The following is a 17,350-nucleotide window of genomic DNA, read 5'->3' as shown; positions in this document are numbered from 1 at the left end:
AAGAAGAGGCAGGGCGTGACTCCGGGCGATATCGAAACGCTATTTACGCGCGAAAGTGGCGAGTTTCTGTTTGCCCGTTGGGGGCGGCCCATCGTGCCGGTGGTGTTTGGTGTCGAAGACGCAACGCTGTCCACGATCAAAGGCGCGTTTGAGGCAGTGGTGGCGCTGGCCGGTCATTCGATGGCCGAGACTGACCCGGAACTGGGCGTCAACTGCATGGTGTTCTTTTTCCGCGACTGGCAAGAACTGCTGGAGGTGCCTGATCTGGATCGCTTGATTCCCGATCTGGTGCCGCTGGTCGAAAGGTTGGTTGCGGCTGAGGCCAATCAGTACCGCATTTTCCGGTTCGAAGAAGATGGCGCCATTCGCGCCGCCTTTGTCTTTCTGCGAATGGACGAGGACCTGTCCAAGGTTCCTGCGGAAACTCTGGCGCTGAGCCAGGTGGTGCAGACCATGCTTCTGTGGTCAGATACCGCCTTTCGAAACACCTCGCCCCTGGCGATTGCGGGGGAGGCGACGATCCTGCGCCCCGACATTGCCGCTTTGATCCGGGCAGCCTACGATCCGGTCTTGCCGGGCGCGGCGCAGGATGCGTCGCACGCACTGCGTTTGTTTGCCCGGCTGGAGCTTCCACAATGAAACACATCTATCCGGTGCGGGTCTATTACGAAGATACCGACATGGGCGGGGTTGTGTATCACGCCAATTATCTGAAATTCATTGAACGGGCGCGGTCGGACTGGGTGCGCAAGCTGGGCAATGATCAGAACGCAATGCGCGACGCCGGGATCGTCTGGGTGGTGCGGCGGATCGAGGCGGATTACCTGTCCGCAGCCCGGTTTGAAGATGAATTGGTTGTCGAAACCGAGATCGCCGCGCTGTCAGGCGCGCGGCTGACCATGTCGCAACTGATCAAACGGGGCGAGACCGAGATTTTCCGCGCCGAGGTGACGGCTGTTTGCATGAATGCCGAGGGGAAACCGGTGCGGCTTCCGGCAGAGATTCGCGCATTGATGTAACAAAGAGCTCAATAGCGGTGGTTCTGTTGGCTTTTCATCCCCAACTGCGTTAGCGTTCGTCAAAACAAGGCCAAATGGCCGTCAGGCAAAACTAAAGAGCAGGTTCATGGAAGCTGAAACGCTGGCGCTGGCGCAGGAGATCGATTTCTCCATGTGGGGGCTCTATGCCCGCGCGACCTTTATCGTCAAATTGGTGATGTTGATGCTGATTGCGGCGTCGGTCTGGTCCTGGGCGATCATCATTCAAAAGCTGATCAACTACCGCGCGGCACGGCGCGAAGCGCAGGGTTTTGATGAGCTGTTCTGGTCTGGCAACCCGCTGGATGAGTTGTTCGAAGAGATCGGGACGCAGCCCGATGGCAGCTCGGAAAAGATCTTTGCAGCCGGTATGATCGAATGGCGGCGCTCGCACCGGACAGATGGTGGGTTGATCGCAGGCGCGACAGCGCGGATCGACCGGTCAATGGATGTAGCCATCGCGAAGGAGGCTGAAACGCTGCAAAAGGGCTTGCCGATTCTGGCCACCGTGGGCTCGACCGCGCCCTTTATCGGCCTATTCGGCACCGTTTGGGGCATCATGAACGCCTTTATCGAGATTGCAGAACAACAAAACACCAACTTGGCCGTTGTCGCCCCGGGTATTGCCGAGGCTTTGCTGGCCACGGGCTTGGGGCTGTTGGCAGCGATCCCTGCGGTGATTTTCTACAACAAGCTCAGCGCCGACAGTGATCGGATCGTAGGTGGCTATGAAGCCTTTGCCGATGAATTCGCAACGATCCTGTCGCGTCAGTTGGACAGCTGACCATGGGCGCGGCGGTTCAGCAATCTTCGGGCAACGGGGGGCGCAGGCGCGGACGGCGTCGTGGTAGATCTCAGCCGATGGCTGAGATCAACGTGACACCTTTTGTGGATGTCATGCTGGTTTTGCTGATCATTTTCATGGTGGCTGCACCATTGCTGACGGTGGGGGTCCCGGTCGAGCTGCCCAGGACCGCTGCCAGCGCCCTGCCGGGCGATGACGAAGAACCCTTGACCGTCACGATGACGGCGGATGGCCGGGTGCAGATACAGACAACCGATGTCGCACGCGAGGATTTGATTGGCCGGTTGCGGGCTATTGCGGCAGAACGCAGCAGTGATCGGGTGTTCCTGCGGGCGGATGGGTCGATCCCTTATGCACAGGTCATGCAGATCATGGGGGCCTTGAATGCGGGCGGGTTTTCCAATGTTGGACTGGTCACCGATACGGGCGGGCCAACGCTGGACGAAGGTGGAGAGTGAGGTCGCACGGTGGACACCGGCACCAAGATTTCTGCGGTAGCGCATGTCAGCCTGATCAGTTGGGCTCTGTTCGGCGGCACATTCCGGTCCGAGCCATTGCCGATGTCCGTGCAGGATGTCTCGGTCATTACGGCTGAACAGTTCGCGGCGTTGCGGGCGCAGCAGCTTGCGCCCGAAGTGCCGGTGACCCCTGCGGCATTGCCGCAGCCTGATGCGCCGGAGGACGAAACCAATACGCCAGAGCCGACCGAACAGGATCAACCCGAATCCGAGACGGTTGAAACGCCAGCAGAGCCCGAGGCCGAAAGTGAACCGGAGACGTTGGAACTGCCACCCGAGCCTGAGCTGGTGGAAGAGCCGCCGACGCTGACCGAGCCGGAACCGGAAACTGCTGTTTTGCCACTGCCGCCCGGGCCATCTTCGCAACCCGCCCCTGCCGACAAGATCGCTCCTGATCCGATTGCGCCACCGCCACCGGATGCGCGGCCCGACGATATCGAAACCCCTCCGGTCTCGCAGGAGGAAGGGGCCGAAACGCAACAGGAGCAGCAAGAACAGACCGCGCCGGAAGAGGCCGCGCCCGAGATTGTGACCGAGGCCGAAGAGACGCAGGAGTCAGCGCCCGCCACGTCACCGCGCCCGCGTGTGCGCCCCAACCGCCCTGCACCTGAACCAGAGGTCGCCGAAGCGCCCAAGCCCGAAGCGCAAGAACCCGCCACGCAGGAACCCGAAGCGGCTGCACCGTCGGCCATAGAAGACGCGTTGGCGCAGGCTTTGGGTGAAGGCAACGAGCCTTCGGGGCCGCCCTTGACCAGCGGCGAAAAAGACGCGATGCGGTTGGCCGTGTCGCGGTGTTGGAACGTGGGTTCTCTGTCGACAGATGCGCTGAACGTTGTCGTAGTGGTCGGGTTTTCATTGACCCGCGATGGCAAGGTTGTTGGGGGAAGCCTGCGCATGATCGACAGCTCTGGCGGATCGGCGGGTGCTGCGAAACAAGCGTATGAGGCCGCGCGTCGCGCGATCCTGAGATGCGGTGCCAAAGGATACACTTTGCCGGCTGACAAATACGATCAGTGGCAGGATATTGAGATTACCTTCAATCCCGAGAGGATGCGGATCAAATGATGAGATTGCTGACCGTTCTGTTGATGGGCCTGACTTTGGTGTCGGCACCGGTTCACGCACAAAACGGACCGCTGCGGTTGGAACTGGATGAAGGGATCATCGAACCTTTGCCGTTTGCTGTGCCGCGCTTTGTCCCCGACGGGCCGTCCGCGTCCCAATACGCCACAGATATCTCGCGCGTTGTCGCAGCAGATCTGACGGGCACCGGGCTGTTTCGCGAGATTTCCTCGGACGCCTTCATCAGCCAGGTCAGCAGCTTTGATGCGCCGGTGCAGTTTGCCGATTGGAAAGCCATCAATGCCGAGGCTTTGGTGACCGGTGCGGTCAACGTATCGGGCAACCGACTGACGGTGCGGTTCCGGGTGTGGGATGTGTTTTCCGGGCAAGAGCTGGGCAACGGTTTGCAGTTTGCCGGTACAACCGAAGGCTGGCGGCGCATGGCGCATAAAGTTGCCGATCAGGTCTATAGCCGTGTTACGGGCGAAGGGGGCTATTTCGACAGCCGCGTCGCCTTTGTCTCGGAAAGCGGCCCCAAGGATCAGCGCCGCAAACGGCTGGCGATCATGGATTATGACGGGGCGAATGTGCAGTACCTGACCGACAGCGCTTCGATCGTGCTGGCCCCTCGCTTTTCGCCCTCGGGCGACCGCCTGCTCTATACCAGCTACGAGACCGGGCAACCGCGGATCTATGTTCTGGACGTGGCCCGTGTGCGCCGGCAAGAGCTGAACACGTTGGACGGCACCATGAGCTTTTCGCCTCGGTTCTCACCGGACGGGCGCTCGATCGTCTATTCGCTGACGCAAGGCGGCAATACGGATCTGTGGAAGATGGACATCGCGTCGGGCCAAAGCGTGCGCCTGACCAATACGCCCGCGATTGAAACCGCGCCCAGCTATGCACCAGATGGCAGCCAGATCGTGTTCGAAAGCGACCGGTCGGGGACACCGCAGCTCTATATCATGCCCGCGAACGGGGGTGAGGCAACACGGATCAGCTTTGGCCAAGGCCGGTACGGCACACCGGTCTGGTCGCCGCGCGGGGATCTGATTGCCTTCACCAAGCAAAACAAAGGCCGGTTCCATATCGGTGTGATGCGCGTTGACGGCAGCGAGGAGCGGCTTTTGACGGCGTCCTTCCTGGACGAAGGCCCCACCTGGTCGCCCAATGGGAGGGTCATCATGTTCACCCGCGAAACCCAAGGGGCCAGCGGGCGCTCGACGCTCTATTCGGTGGATATCTCGGGCCGGAACCTGAAACCGGTGCGCACGCCCGACGGTGGCAGCGATCCGTCCTGGGGGCCTTTGCAGAATTGATCATCGCGCGCCGGTGCGCAACGTTCACAACATCCCGGCAATGTGGTAGAGACAAAGTAATAATCAAAACCGAGCACGAGGCACTTGAAATGAACCTTCTGAGCAAAGTCGCAGCGGTGGGCGCGCTGGCGCTGATCGCGGCATGTACCAATAGTGATCCTTCAAATCTGGATGGAGGCAGCGGACTTGGCCCTGATGGCCAATTGCTACAGGGCTCACCCAGCGATCCGCGTTCGCCCGCCTATTTCCAGCAAACCGTTGGTGACCGGGTGTTGTTTGCCGTGGACCAGTCCTCTTTGACGCCCGAGGCGCAGACCATCCTACAAGGGCAGGCGGATTGGCTGCTGGCCAACCCCGACTTTGTGGCTACAATCGAAGGGCACGCGGATGAGCAGGGTACACGGGAATATAACCTTGCTTTAGGTGCGCAGCGGGCAAATTCGGCACGGGATTTCTTGATCTCTCGCGGAGTCGCTGGCACGCGCCTTAACACTGTCAGCTACGGCAAGGAACGGCCGATCGAGATTTGCAGCACCGAAGAATGCTATTCCAAGAACCGCCGGGCTGTGACCGTTCTGACCGGCTCAACACTGGGGTAAATTGATGCGTATTGCAGGTTTGGTTCTGGCAATCGTTGTTGCTGTCGCAGGGGTGGCCCGGGCGCAGGATCAGCAGACCTTGGCGGATATCCGGCAAGAGCTGACGGTGTTGCACGTGGAAATACAGCGTCTTAAGCGCGAGTTTTCAACCACCGGATCACCTGCACCAAACCTGGCCGGCAGTTCCGTTCTGGAACGCGTCGATGCCATCGAGGCCGAATTGCAGCGCCTGACCCGTCAGACCGAGCAATTGAATCAGCGGGTGCAGAATATCGTTACGGACGGCACCAACCGGATTGGTGATCTTGAGTTCCGACTGGTCGAGCTGGAAGGCGGTGATCTGAGTACATTGGGTGAGACATCGACTTTGGGTGGCGATGTGCCGGCAGATCAGGTTGCTGTCGCGCCATCACCATCACCTGCGCAGCCGGTGATCTCGGATCAGGGCGAGTTGGCCATAGGTGAGCAAGCCGATTTCGACACTGCGTCTCAGGCACTGGCAGATGGTGACTTTCAGACTGCGGCCTCTCTGTTCTCACAGTTTGATCTGTCATATCCCGGCAGCCCGCTGGCCCCGCAAGCCAATTTGCGGCGGGGGCAGGCCCTGAAAGGCATTGGTGATACACGCGAAGCCGCGCGCGCCTTCCTGGCCAGTTTTACCGGCGACAGCGAGGGGCCTTTGGCGCCCGAAGCTCTGTTCGAACTGGGGGCCGCGCTGGGGCGTCTGGGCCAAACCGATCAGGCCTGTATCACGCTGGGCGAGGTTGGTGTCCGCTTTCCCGGATCCATCCCATCTGGATCTGCGGCTCAGGAAATGGCTGCGTTGGGCTGTTCTTGAGCGTTGAACATGTGACCCTTCAGTCCATATTGCGGGCGCATCTGCCCGATCCCTTGCCACGCCGCTTGGGTGTGGCAGTCTCTGGCGGCAGCGATTCAACGGCGCTTATGCATTTGCTGGCGGACATTACCCGGCAAGAGGGTATCGCGCTTTATGCGGCGACGGTCGATCACGGGTTGCGCAGCGAATCTGCCGCCGAGGCCTCCAGTGTTGCCGCGCAGGCCAGCGCATTGGGTATTCCGCATTACATTCTGAAATGGGAGGGCTGGGACGGCACCGGAAACCTGCAAGATCAGGCCCGCCGCGCGCGGTATCAACTACTGACCCGCTGGGCGCGGGATCATGACCTGCCTGCCATCGCGCTGGGTCATACTGCGGATGATCAGGCCGAAACCGTGCTGATGCGGCTTGGCCGCGCCGCAGGGGTCTCGGGTCTTTCGGCCATGGCGGCGATCAGACGCGAAGACGGTACTGATTTGTTGCGACCGCTCTTGTCTGTGACCCGGTCAGAACTCAGGGCCTATCTGGCTGAGGCGGGGGTGGCCTGGATCGATGACCCGTCGAATCAGGATGACCGCTTTGACCGGATCAAGACCCGCAACGCGATGGCGCAATTGGAACAGATCGGCTTGAATGCGCAAACATTGTCTCGTGTTGCTGACAATATGGCACAAGCGCGTGAGGCCTTGGCGCTCTATGCGCAAGAAGCTGCGCGCCGGGTCACAAAGGTCTCGGACGGCGACATCTGTATCGATGTTGCGGGATTTGTGTTGCTACCCGTCGAAATTCGCCGCCGAATCCTGACAGCAGCCATTTTGTGGATCGCCGGGGGGGCGTATGCACCGAGACACAGTGCTGTAGATCAAGCAATGCGTGCTGTCGTGGAGCGTCAAAACATGACCATTGGTGGCTGCATGCAGGTACCGGCCAAGGAAAAGTTGTGGATTTGCAGGGAATTAAACGCGGTCTCTCATGAGGTGTGCGACCCACGCGACCTATGGGATCAGCGCTGGGTTCTGAGCGGGCCACCAGCGCAAGGGGCAGAAATCCGCGTGTTGGGCGAAGACGGTATCTCTCAGGTTAAGGACTGGCGGGCCATGGGCAAGCCACGGGCCGCCATTCTGGCTTCCCCAGCCTTGTGGCAGGGCGATACGGTTCTGTCCGCCCCTGTGGCCGGTTTCGGCAATGGCTGGCGTGCCGATTTGACGCCAGAGCGGTCCAAGTTCTACTGTTCGATTTTATCGCATTGAACCTGCCACAATCCTCTCTATTTTAAAGAGCAACTCCGGCAGGTCCCCGCCTGTCGAAACCTTTGGGGAGATTTTCCTTGGGCAACGCTCGTAATATCGCCTTCTGGGTCGTTCTATTCCTGTTGATCCTTGCACTGTTCAATTTGTTCAGCGGATCAGGTGGAACGCTCCAGAATAATGAAAGAACCTATTCAGAGTTCGTCAGCGCCGTGAATTCCGGTGACGTGACCAACGTGACGCTGGATGGTGAGCAGATCCGGTACCGTACAAGCGAGAACCGCGACTTTGTCACCATCATGCCAGGTGACGCCGAAGTTACCAAACTGCTGATCGATAAGAACATTCCGGTTCGCGCCGAAAAACAACAGCAGTCGGGCTTTCAGTCGTTCCTGATCACACTGCTTCCCTTCCTGCTGCTGATCGGTGTCTGGGTCTATTTCATGAACCGGATGCAGGGCGGTGGCAAAGGCGGCGCGATGGGCTTTGGCAAGTCCAAGGCCAAGATGCTGACCGAAAAGCATGGCCGCGTGACCTTTGACGACGTCGCGGGCATCGACGAGGCCAAGGAAGAACTGGAAGAGATCGTGGAATTCCTGCGCAACCCGCAGAAATTCAGCCGTTTGGGTGGTAAGATCCCCAAAGGCGCGCTGTTGGTGGGCCCTCCGGGTACTGGTAAAACCCTGTTGGCTCGTGCGATTGCGGGTGAAGCGGGTGTACCTTTCTTCACCATTTCCGGTTCGGACTTTGTTGAGATGTTCGTGGGTGTCGGCGCATCTCGCGTGCGCGACATGTTCGAACAGGCCAAGAAAAACGCGCCGTGCATCGTGTTCATCGACGAGATCGACGCTGTGGGCCGCCATCGTGGCGCAGGTTACGGCGGCGGCAATGATGAGCGCGAACAGACCCTCAACCAGTTGCTGGTCGAGATGGACGGGTTCGAGGCCAATGAAGGTGTGATCATTCTGGCGGCCACCAACCGCAAGGATGTTCTGGACCCCGCGCTGCTGCGTCCGGGCCGGTTTGACCGCAACGTGACCGTCGGCAACCCTGACATCAAAGGCCGCGAGAAAATCCTGGGCGTGCACGCCCGCAAGACCCCATTGGGCCCCGATGTCGATCTGCGCATCATAGCGCGGGGGACCCCGGGCTTCTCTGGTGCTGATCTGGCGAACCTGGTGAACGAGGCTGCGCTGATGGCTGCCCGTGTAGGCCGTCGCTTTGTCACCATGGAAGATTTCGAGAACGCCAAGGACAAGGTGATGATGGGGGCCGAGCGCCGCAGCATGGTGCTGACCCAGGATCAGAAGGAAAAAACCGCCTATCACGAGGCGGGTCACGCCGTCGTCGGTCTGGAACTGCCGCTTTGTGATCCGGTCTATAAGGCGACGATCATTCCGCGCGGTGGTGCGCTGGGTATGGTTGTGTCGTTGCCCGAGATGGACCGTCTGAACTACCACCGCGATGAATGCGAGCAAAAGCTGGCCATGACCATGGCGGGCAAGGCCGCTGAGGTCATCAAATACGGTGAAGATCATGTCTCGAACGGCCCGGCCGGTGACATCATGCAGGCCAGCCAGCTGTCGCGTGCGATGGTGATGCGCTGGGGCATGTCTGACAAAGTTGGCAACATTGACTATGCCGAAGCGCATGAAGGCTATCAGGGCAACACTGCCGGTTTCTCGGTTTCGGCTCATACCAAAGAGCTGATCGAGGAAGAAGTGAAGCGCCTGATCCAGCAAGGCTATGAGCGGGCGTATAAGATCCTGACAGAAAAGAACGAAGAATGGGAGCGTCTGGCGCAAGGCTTGCTGGAATACGAAACCCTGACGGGCGACGAGATCAAGCGCGTCATGAACGGTGAGCCGCCCACCGAAAGTGACGACGAGGGCGATAAGCCGGATGAGGGCAGCGCCCCCAGCGTAACCGCCATTCCGAAGACCAAGGTCAAGAAGTCGCCGCCGGACGGCGGGATGGAGCCGGAACCTTCGGCGTAAAAATCAAAACCCGGGCCAACGCCCGGGTTTTTGCTTTCCCTCATCATGTTCCTGCGCTTTATGCATGGCATGAAATGCGCAGAAGGGACCAAGCGATGCCGTTTTTGAAAGAAACCGAATATGCAGGCGAAGTGGTTTGGTTGGGCCATGTTCCAGCAGGCCAATCCCTGCGCGCAGCCTCGGTGGACAAGCTGGACCTGCGGTTTGACGGTGTTCAGGGCGAGCGGCACGAAGGGCTCAATCGCGCGTCCTGTGTTCGGGTCAAGAACCTCTATCCTCAAGGAACCGAAATCCGCAATGTGCGCCAATTGTCGGTCCTGTCGGTTGAAGAGCTGAATGCTATTGCGGCGGAGATGAAGATGGATCGGCTTGATCCGTCCTATCTGGGGGCGTCGATCGTTCTGGAAGGGATCCCGGATTTTTCGCATATCCCTCCGTCCTCGCGTCTGCAATCAGACGCGGGCGCAACGATCACCGTTGATATGGAGAATGCGCCTTGTGTCTTGCCTGGGCGCGAGATCGAAGCGGATCACACCGGATATGGCGCGGGCTTCAAACCTGCCGCTCAAGGTCGACGGGGTGTAACGGCATGGGTCGAGCGGCCCGGAGTTCTGAAGCTTGGCGACAGGATGCGGCTGTTTGTGCCGGATCAGCCACTTTGGCAGCCTTAAGGGACAGTTGGTTTCCGATTTGCGTCGCGCAGCCGCCGGCAACGCCGTTTCGCGGCATGAATATGTCGGAATCCATTACCATTAGCGGTGTGCGCATCAGTATATGTTGCGCAATGCCGACGTGTTTCGTCGGTTTTGCACGGCATTCAATCAGGGACGCTGCCCAATGAGCTATAAATCCGACATCGAAATCGCCCGCGAAGCGAACAAGAAGCCGATTCAGGACATCGGAGCCAAGATTGGCATCGACTCTGCTGATCTGCTGCCATACGGCCATGACAAGGCAAAGGTCAGCCAGAACTTTATCAACTCGGTGCAGGACCGCGAAGACGGCAAGCTTATTCTGGTAACGGCGATCAACCCGACCCCCGCGGGCGAAGGGAAAACCACCACCACCGTTGGTCTGGGCGATGGTTTGAATCGCATCGGCAAAAACGCGATGATCTGTATTCGCGAAGCGTCGCTTGGCCCCAACTTTGGTATGAAAGGGGGCGCTGCTGGTGGCGGATATGCGCAGGTTGTTCCGATGGAGGAGATGAACCTGCACTTCACCGGTGACTTCCACGCCATTACCTCAGCCCACTCGCTGCTCTCGGCGATGATTGACAACCACATCTATTGGGGCAACGAAGCCGAGATCGACATCCGTCGCGTCGCCTGGCGCCGCGTGGTTGACATGAACGACCGTGCCTTGCGTCAGATCACCGCGTCGCTGGGTGGTGTTTCGAACGGTTTCCCGCGCGAGACCGGGTTCGACATCACCGTGGCCTCTGAGGTTATGGCGATCCTTTGCCTTGCAAACGATCTGCAGGACTTGGAAAAACGTCTGGGCGACATCATCGTGGCCTATCGCCGCGACAAATCGCCGGTTTACTGCCGCGACATCAAGGCCGAAGGCGCAATGACCGTGCTGCTGAAAGACGCGATGCAGCCGAACCTGGTGCAGACGCTGGAAAACAACCCGGCCTTTGTCCACGGCGGACCGTTTGCCAATATCGCCCATGGCTGCAACTCGGTGATTGCGACCAAGACCGCGCTGAAAGTGGCCGACTATGTCGTGACCGAAGCCGGCTTTGGTGCTGATCTGGGTGCCGAGAAGTTCATGAACATCAAGTGCCGCAAAGCCGGTATCGCGCCGTCTGCGGTGGTTCTGGTGGCCACGGTGCGCGCGATGAAGATGAATGGCGGTGTCGCAAAGGCTGATCTTGGGGCCGAGAACGTGGACGCGGTGGTCAATGGCTGCGCCAACCTGGGTCGCCACATCGAAAACGTGAAGTCTTTTGGCGTGCCAGTTGTTGTCGCGATCAACCACTTTGTCACTGATACCGATGACGAGGTTGAAGCGGTCAAGAAATACTGTGCTGATCACGGGGTCGAGGCGGTTCTGTCGCGCCACTGGGAGTTGGGCTCGGAAGGGTCAGCGCCTTTGGCGGAAAAAGTCGTGGAGATCGTTGAGGGTGGGACAGCGAATTTCGCGCCGATTTACCCTGACGACATGCCGCTCTTTGAAAAGATCGAAACCATTGCCAAGCGTATCTATCGCGCAGACGAAGTTCTGGCCGACAATAAAATCCGCAACCAATTGCGCGAATGGGAAGCTGCCGGATACGGCAACCTGCCTGTCTGTATGGCAAAAACCCAGTATTCGTTTTCGACCGATCCGACACTGCGCGGCGCGCCTACGGGACACTCGGTGCCGGTGCGCGAGGTTCGCCTGTCTGCAGGTGCCGGCTTTATCGTGGTTGTTTGCGGTGAGATCATGACAATGCCGGGTCTGCCTCGTAAACCAGCCGCTGAAGCGATCTGTCTGAATGATGAAGGTCAGATTGAGGGCTTGTTCTAAGCCCCCGAATAAGACATCTCGTGGTCCGGAAACAGCCCTGGGCCACGAGGAGACACCAATGCCCACACTGACGTCGCCGCAGGATTGCAAAACCATGGGTGAATTGCGGGCGCAGATCGACAGTCTGGATAGACACCTGATCGAAATGCTGAAAACGCGCGCTGGATATATCGACCGTGCCGCTGAATTGAAACCGGGCGAGGGCCTGCCAGCCCGAATTCCGGACCGCGTCGAAGAAGTGGTGCAACGTGTGCGTGCTGCGTCGGACCGTCGGGGATTGGACCCTGATCTGGCCGAGCGGTTGTGGCGCATCCTGATTGACTGGTCTATCGCACGCGAAGAACGTGTGATTGGCACTGATTGACAGACCGGGCGCTGCTGCGCCCGATCCGTTTTCTGAAAGAAGGGACGACAAAATGGTAGCTCAGGTTATTGATGGAAAGGCCTTTGCCGCCAAAGTGCGCGCGCAAGTGGCCGACCAGGTTGCAAAGCTGAAAGAGGAAAACGGGATCACCCCTGGCCTTGCGGTTGTTCTGGTGGGTGAGGATCCGGCCAGCCAGGTCTATGTCCGCTCCAAGGGCAAACAGACCGTCGAAGTTGGCATGAACTCGTATGAGCACAAGCTGGAGGCCGACACCTCGGAAGAGGATCTGCTTGCCTTAATCGACAAGCTAAACAGCGACCCTGCGGTTCACGGCATTCTTGTGCAATTGCCTCTGCCCAAGCATCTGAACGAAGATTTGGTGATCAACTCGATTGATCCTGCCAAGGATGTCGACGGGTTCCACATTTCGAATGTGGGCCTGCTGGGCACCGGGCAGAAGTCGATGGTGCCTTGCACGCCACTGGGGTGCTTGATGATGCTGCGCGAACACCATGGCTCGTTGTCGGGTATGGACGCGGTTGTGATTGGCCGGTCCAATATCGTGGGTAAGCCAATGGCGCAGCTGCTGTTGGGTGACAGCTGCACAGTAACAATCGCCCATTCTCGGACCAAAGACCTGCCTGATGTGGTGCGCCGCGCGGATATCGTTGTGGCCGCAGTGGGACGCCCTGAAATGGTGCCGGGCGACTGGATCGAGGAAGGCGCAACCGTGATTGATGTGGGCATCAACCGGATCGAGCGCGATGGCAAGAACAAGCTGGTTGGGGATGTGGATTATGCCAGCGCCGCCGAGCGCGCGGGAGCCATTACACCTGTGCCCGGCGGTGTCGGACCCATGACCATCGCCTGCCTGCTGGCAAACACACTGACGGCCTGTTGCCGCGCGAACGGCCTGCCCGAACCCGAGGGTCTGACCGCCTAAGTCAGAGATGCGTTTCCTAAAGATGACAGGCCGCGACAATATAAAACTTGCGGCCTGTCAAGATGCCTAACAAATGCTTTAACTCTCTTCCTAACGCTTTGCGTTGTCCGAAAGCCGTGATAAACGTTCTATTCCAAATGGTTACGTTCCAATCGCTGGCGCCTGTTTGGCCCGGCACTCGGAGGATAAATGTTAAGTGTCGCGTCTTCGAGATTGAGCGGGTTGAACGCTCACCTCAGCCTTCAGAGAGTGTTGGCAGGTTTGGTGTTTATCCCTCTATTAGCCTACTCATTTAAGCCGTTTGGAGACATGCAGCTGTCGTTTTCTCTGCGGCTGCTCTTTTGGACCGGAGTTCTGGCCCTGGCACTCACGGTGACATGGGCAGCTCGAAAAATGCTGCAGGAGCGGTTGAGCGATGCTGCGGTTTTTACGCGGGACGTGATTTATGCTGTCGTGATTCTTGCCCTGTTTGCACCGTCTCTGTGGCTGTTGGGGTGGCTGATCTTTACCTGCAGCGGGTTGACCGCTCCGAACTTAGCGTCAGTGCTCCCTTATGGCGCGATCTTTGCCACCGGGCTGCTTCTTGTCCGGCAGGGAGATCGTGTGACTGAGGAGGAGACGCAACAGCAACCCGTGCCTCGTCTGTATAGCCGCCTGCCAGAGACGTTTTCGGGCCAGGTTTTTCGATTGGCGGTACGGGACCATTGCGTCGATGTCGTAACCTCGGAGGGAGTGTTCACGATCAGATCCCGGTTCACGGATGCCATCGCTGAAATGGAGCCGGTTGAGGGCCATTGTGCACATCGCTCGCACTGGGTGGTGGATTCTGCGATTGAAGGAACCGAAAAACAGGGTGGCAAGACGTTTCTGCGCCTCAGCAATGGTGACCTTGTTCCCATCAGTCGAAAATACCGCCCGGGCCTGGAACAGGCAGGGCTGATCTAGCCTGCGCGTTACCGTGGCATGGGTATCTTGACAGGATTGCTGCCGGTCAGGATCGCTTGGGCTTCACCGGTCATCAGCTTGGCCAGAACGGCGTCGGTACATCTCAGCCCGCCGGTATAGGTGCCATACGCCGGAAGGATCAAGCGCTGCCCGTTGACAAGGAATGCCGGGCGCGAAATCGTTCTTCCCTTGGCTGCAAGGCTGGCTTTGGGGTGGTAGTGGCCCGAAATCTCTCCCACACCATCCGCGGTCGCGATATGGCGAAACACCAATGACCCGAGAACACATTCGGAAAGATGAGTTCCGCCCAGTTCAACAGGGCCGGGATCATGATTGCCTTCGATCCAGATCCAACGCCGCCCGGCCTGCATTGCTGTGATCTGCAATCTGTCTTGCGCAGGCAAGGCGCGCGAGGCATCTAGGTCATCGAAACTATCGCCCAGACAAATCACCGTCTCGGCCTGGCAATGTTCCAGATCGGCTGCCAGACGCGTCAGCGTTTCGCGACTGTCATAGGGTGGAAGGGCCACGCCACCCCGTCTGACGATGCGCTCAGACTTGCCGAGATGCAGATCAGAGACACATAGCACGCGCTGCTCAGGCCACCATAACGCCCCAGACCCCAGCGCCCGAAGCGCTTGTCCGCAGAAGGTGAAGTCAACAAAGTTCATGAAACGTTCTTTGCTGCTTGAGGCGCCAGTTGCAAGCGGAATCATTGCGCGGCCAATCCTGCAGCCTGCAATAGACGCGCGCTTTCTTCCGCCAGCAATCGTTCTTCTGCTGCACCTTTGACAGGAACTTTGCCTACCTCAAGGAACAAAGGTGCAGACAGTGGTGACACGCGATCCAGCCGCAGCAGATCAATGCGGTCCCCGATACGCGAGATCATGGCCTCGATCCGCCCGAAATCGACGAGCCCGCGCATGGCTTCTTCGCGGGTGATTTGCATCAGCAGGTGGACGGGGTCGTATTTCAGAAGCGTGTCGTAGAGGATATCAGACGAAAACGTCGCCTGACGTCCCGACTTCTTCTGCCCGGCGGTCTTGCGTTCGATCAGCCCCGCTATGGTGGCCGAGGCGCGGAAGGTGCGCTTCATCACCGCGTTTCCGGCCAGCCAGGTGTCCAACCCCTCGCGCAAAGCGTCGATGTTGAATAAGGGGCGGGGGTCGGTCACGGCCTCAAGCCCCCAGATCAATGTCGCATAGTCTGTCGCAACAAAGCCCAGCGGCGCAAGGCCGGTTTCCTCCATCCTTTTGGTCAGAAGCAGGCCCAGCGTCTGCTGCGCGTTGCGCCCGGCAAAGCCGTAGACACACAGATGCTCGCGCCCGTCATTGGGAAAGCTTTCGATCAGCAACCGCTCACGCTGAGGCAGTCGTGACATCTGACGTTGCAGCGCCAACCACTCTGCCGTGTGTTTCGGCAATTGCGGCCAGTCGGGTTGGGCAAACATGCGCAGGATACGGTCACTCAGCTGGGTCGAGGTGGCGAATTTCGTGCCCGAGAAGGTGGCGATCTTGGGTTTGCGGTCGGCCCTGCGGCTCACCTCGACCACCATCTCGCGCAGCCCTTCATAACGCACGATCTGCCCGCCAATCAGGAAGGTGTCACCGGGCGTGAGAGATGCGGCAAAGGCTTCTTCGACCTCACCCAGAGGTTTGCCGCCCCGGCTGCGCCTTAATCGCACTTTCAGGGTGTCGGTGTCTTGAATGGTGCCCAGGTTCATCCGAATGCGCTGAGCTGCGCGGGGATCACGCAACTGCCACAACCCATCGGGGCGGTGCTGTAACCGTTGCCAGCGATCATAGGCCCGCAGGGCGTAACCGCCGGTGGCGCAGAATTCCAGACAGGCGTCAAAACTGTCGCGGCTGAGCGCCGCATAGGGACCGGCCGAAGTAAGCTCGGCGTACAACGTATCCGCATCAAACGGGCCCGAGGCCGCTGCAATCAGGATGTGCTGACACAGAACATCCCGAGGGCCCGCAGCGCGGGGGTCGCCGTCCAGATCATGGGCTTTCACGGCCTCAAGCGCGGCCACGCATTCCACCACTTCGAACCGGTTTGCAGGCACCAAAAGCGCCTTGGACGGTGCGTTATAACGGTGGTTGGCACGTCCGATCCTTTGGACCAGACGTTTGACGTTCTTGGGCGCGCCGATCTGGATCACCAAATCTACGTCCCCCCAGTCGATCCCCAGATCCAGACTGCCGGTGCAAACGATGGCCCGCAGATCACCGCGCACCATGGCGGCCTCGACCTTTTCGCGCTGTTGCCGTTCCAGGCTGCCGTGATGGATACCAATTGGCAAAGCGTCATCGTTGGCCAGCCACAGGTTGTGAAAAAAGATCTCGGCCTGCGCGCGGGTGTTGTGAAAGATCAAAGTGGTTTTGTGTTTTTTGATCTGCTCTAACACCGCCGGTATCGCATAGGCCGCACCACCGCCAGACCAGGGCGGCATCTCTTCCGTTTGCAGCATCGCGATATCCGGTTCGGGGCCGGGATCGGCCTGCACGATGTGGCAGGGATCGGGATGACGGGCCAGAAAGCGGGCGATGGCGTCGGGATCTTCGACAGTGGCGGACAGGCCAACCCGGCGCAGCTCGGGGCACAGCGTCTGCAACCGTGCCAATGCCAGCATCAGCTGATCCCCGCGTTTGCTTTCGGCCAGCGCGTGGATCTCATCAACGATGATACGGCGGGTGCCGGAGAACATACGGGCCGCATCCTCGTATGAGGTCAGCAGGGCCAGGCTTTCCGGCGTTGTCAGCAGGATATGCGGAGGGTCCGCACGTTGGCGTTTCTTGCGAGTGGCTGAGGTATCGCCTGTCCGGTCCTCGATCCGAATGGGCAGGCCGATCTCTTCAACGGGTGTGCGCAAGTTCCGCTTGATATCCGCTGCCAGCGCTTTCAGCGGTGAGACATAGATGGTGTGCAGCCCATCATGTTTACCGTCGCCAAGTTCGGCCAGCGAGGGCAAAAAACCGGCCATGGTCTTGCCGCCGCCCGTAGGGGCAATCAGCAAGCAGGCGGGGTCTTGGGCCCGGTCGAACATGTCTTGTTGATGCGGATGGATGGACCAGCCTTTTTGGCTGAACCAATCCGTGATCCGCGATGGAATCTGCGTCATGAACGCAGATTATCCGGTGTCTGCCCGGAAGGGCACGG

At 59.3% G+C, this 17,350-nt stretch carries 17 protein-coding genes; 15 read left to right on the top strand and 2 right to left on the bottom strand.

Annotation, left to right across the window (positions count from 1 at the left end; all coding sequences use genetic code 11):
- Positions 1-15: 15 nt before the first annotated feature.
- The 15 genes from GOV38_RS14820 to GOV38_RS14750 all read left to right on the top strand — a co-directional run bounded on the left by GOV38_RS14820 (position 16) and on the right by GOV38_RS14750 (position 14,188).
- On the top strand, positions 16-639 hold the full coding sequence (locus tag GOV38_RS14820; protein WP_171209494.1) for a hypothetical protein: 624 nt from the start codon (positions 16-18) through the stop codon (positions 637-639).
- Positions 636-1,019, top strand: a complete 384-nt coding sequence (gene ybgC, locus GOV38_RS14815) for a tol-pal system-associated acyl-CoA thioesterase (protein ID WP_171100421.1) — start codon at positions 636-638, stop codon at positions 1,017-1,019. The genes GOV38_RS14820 and ybgC overlap by 4 nt, the downstream gene beginning before the upstream one ends.
- Positions 1,020-1,125: 106 nt before the next feature.
- Positions 1,126-1,821, top strand: a complete 696-nt coding sequence (gene tolQ / locus GOV38_RS14810) for a protein TolQ (protein ID WP_171100419.1) — start codon at positions 1,126-1,128, stop codon at positions 1,819-1,821.
- Positions 1,822-1,823: 2 nt separating this feature from the next.
- Positions 1,824-2,300, top strand: a complete 477-nt coding sequence (gene tolR / locus GOV38_RS14805; RefSeq protein WP_171131498.1) for a protein TolR — start codon at positions 1,824-1,826, stop codon at positions 2,298-2,300.
- A gap of 9 nt (positions 2,301-2,309) precedes the next feature.
- Complete coding sequence (locus tag GOV38_RS14800) at positions 2,310-3,425, top strand: energy transducer TonB (RefSeq protein WP_171209495.1); 1,116 nt, start codon at positions 2,310-2,312, stop codon at positions 3,423-3,425.
- Positions 3,422-4,741, top strand: coding sequence for a Tol-Pal system beta propeller repeat protein TolB (gene tolB, locus GOV38_RS14795; RefSeq protein WP_171100413.1), 1,320 nt, complete (start codon positions 3,422-3,424; stop codon positions 4,739-4,741). The genes GOV38_RS14800 and tolB overlap by 4 nt, the downstream gene beginning before the upstream one ends.
- An 89-nt stretch (positions 4,742-4,830) precedes the next feature.
- Complete coding sequence (pal, locus tag GOV38_RS14790) at positions 4,831-5,340, top strand: peptidoglycan-associated lipoprotein Pal (RefSeq protein ID WP_171100411.1); 510 nt, start codon at positions 4,831-4,833, stop codon at positions 5,338-5,340.
- A 4-nt stretch (positions 5,341-5,344) separates the two neighbouring features.
- Entirely contained in the window at positions 5,345-6,178 is an 834-nt protein-coding gene (gene ybgF / locus GOV38_RS14785; RefSeq protein ID WP_171209496.1) for a tol-pal system protein YbgF, read from the top strand.
- Entirely contained in the window at positions 6,175-7,428 is a 1,254-nt protein-coding gene (gene tilS / locus GOV38_RS14780; RefSeq protein WP_171209497.1) for a tRNA lysidine(34) synthetase TilS, read from the top strand. Before ybgF ends, tilS begins: the two co-directional genes overlap by 4 nt.
- A gap of 77 nt (positions 7,429-7,505) precedes the next feature.
- Complete coding sequence (gene ftsH, locus GOV38_RS14775; RefSeq protein WP_171100405.1) at positions 7,506-9,422, top strand: ATP-dependent zinc metalloprotease FtsH; 1,917 nt, start codon at positions 7,506-7,508, stop codon at positions 9,420-9,422.
- Positions 9,423-9,517: 95 nt separating this feature from the next.
- The gene (locus GOV38_RS14770) at positions 9,518-10,093 is read left to right on the top strand and encodes an MOSC domain-containing protein (RefSeq protein WP_171209498.1); all 576 of its coding nucleotides are present in this window, start codon (positions 9,518-9,520) and stop codon (positions 10,091-10,093) included.
- A gap of 166 nt (positions 10,094-10,259) precedes the next feature.
- The gene (locus tag GOV38_RS14765) at positions 10,260-11,936 is read left to right on the top strand and encodes a formate--tetrahydrofolate ligase (protein WP_171209499.1); all 1,677 of its coding nucleotides are present in this window, start codon (positions 10,260-10,262) and stop codon (positions 11,934-11,936) included.
- Positions 11,937-11,994: 58 nt separating this feature from the next.
- Positions 11,995-12,300 (top strand): chorismate mutase, encoded by a 306-nt coding sequence (locus tag GOV38_RS14760; protein ID WP_171100400.1) that lies wholly within the window; start codon positions 11,995-11,997, stop codon positions 12,298-12,300.
- A 52-nt stretch (positions 12,301-12,352) separates the two neighbouring features.
- On the top strand, positions 12,353-13,243 hold the full coding sequence (gene folD / locus GOV38_RS14755; protein WP_171209500.1) for a bifunctional methylenetetrahydrofolate dehydrogenase/methenyltetrahydrofolate cyclohydrolase FolD: 891 nt from the start codon (positions 12,353-12,355) through the stop codon (positions 13,241-13,243).
- A 309-nt stretch (positions 13,244-13,552) separates the two neighbouring features.
- Positions 13,553-14,188, top strand: coding sequence for a LytTR family DNA-binding domain-containing protein (locus GOV38_RS14750; RefSeq protein ID WP_254430591.1), 636 nt, complete (start codon positions 13,553-13,555; stop codon positions 14,186-14,188).
- A gap of 8 nt (positions 14,189-14,196) precedes the next feature.
- Here GOV38_RS14750 and pdeM read toward each other — a convergent pair whose 3' ends face one another.
- A complete protein-coding gene (gene pdeM / locus GOV38_RS14745) occupies positions 14,197-14,859 on the bottom strand; it encodes a ligase-associated DNA damage response endonuclease PdeM (RefSeq protein WP_171209501.1) in 663 nt (220 codons plus the stop codon).
- A 41-nt stretch (positions 14,860-14,900) separates the two neighbouring features.
- Positions 14,901-17,312, bottom strand: a complete 2,412-nt coding sequence (locus tag GOV38_RS14740; RefSeq protein ID WP_171209502.1) for a ligase-associated DNA damage response DEXH box helicase — start codon at positions 17,310-17,312, stop codon at positions 14,901-14,903.
- Positions 17,313-17,350 lie beyond the last annotated feature (38 nt).

This window comes from Ruegeria sp. HKCCA5839 (assembly GCF_013035585.1).
GTDB lineage: Bacteria > Pseudomonadota > Alphaproteobacteria > Rhodobacterales > Rhodobacteraceae > Ruegeria.
Note: the sequence above shows the minus strand (reverse complement) of the source record. Positions and strands in the feature narration are given on the sequence as shown.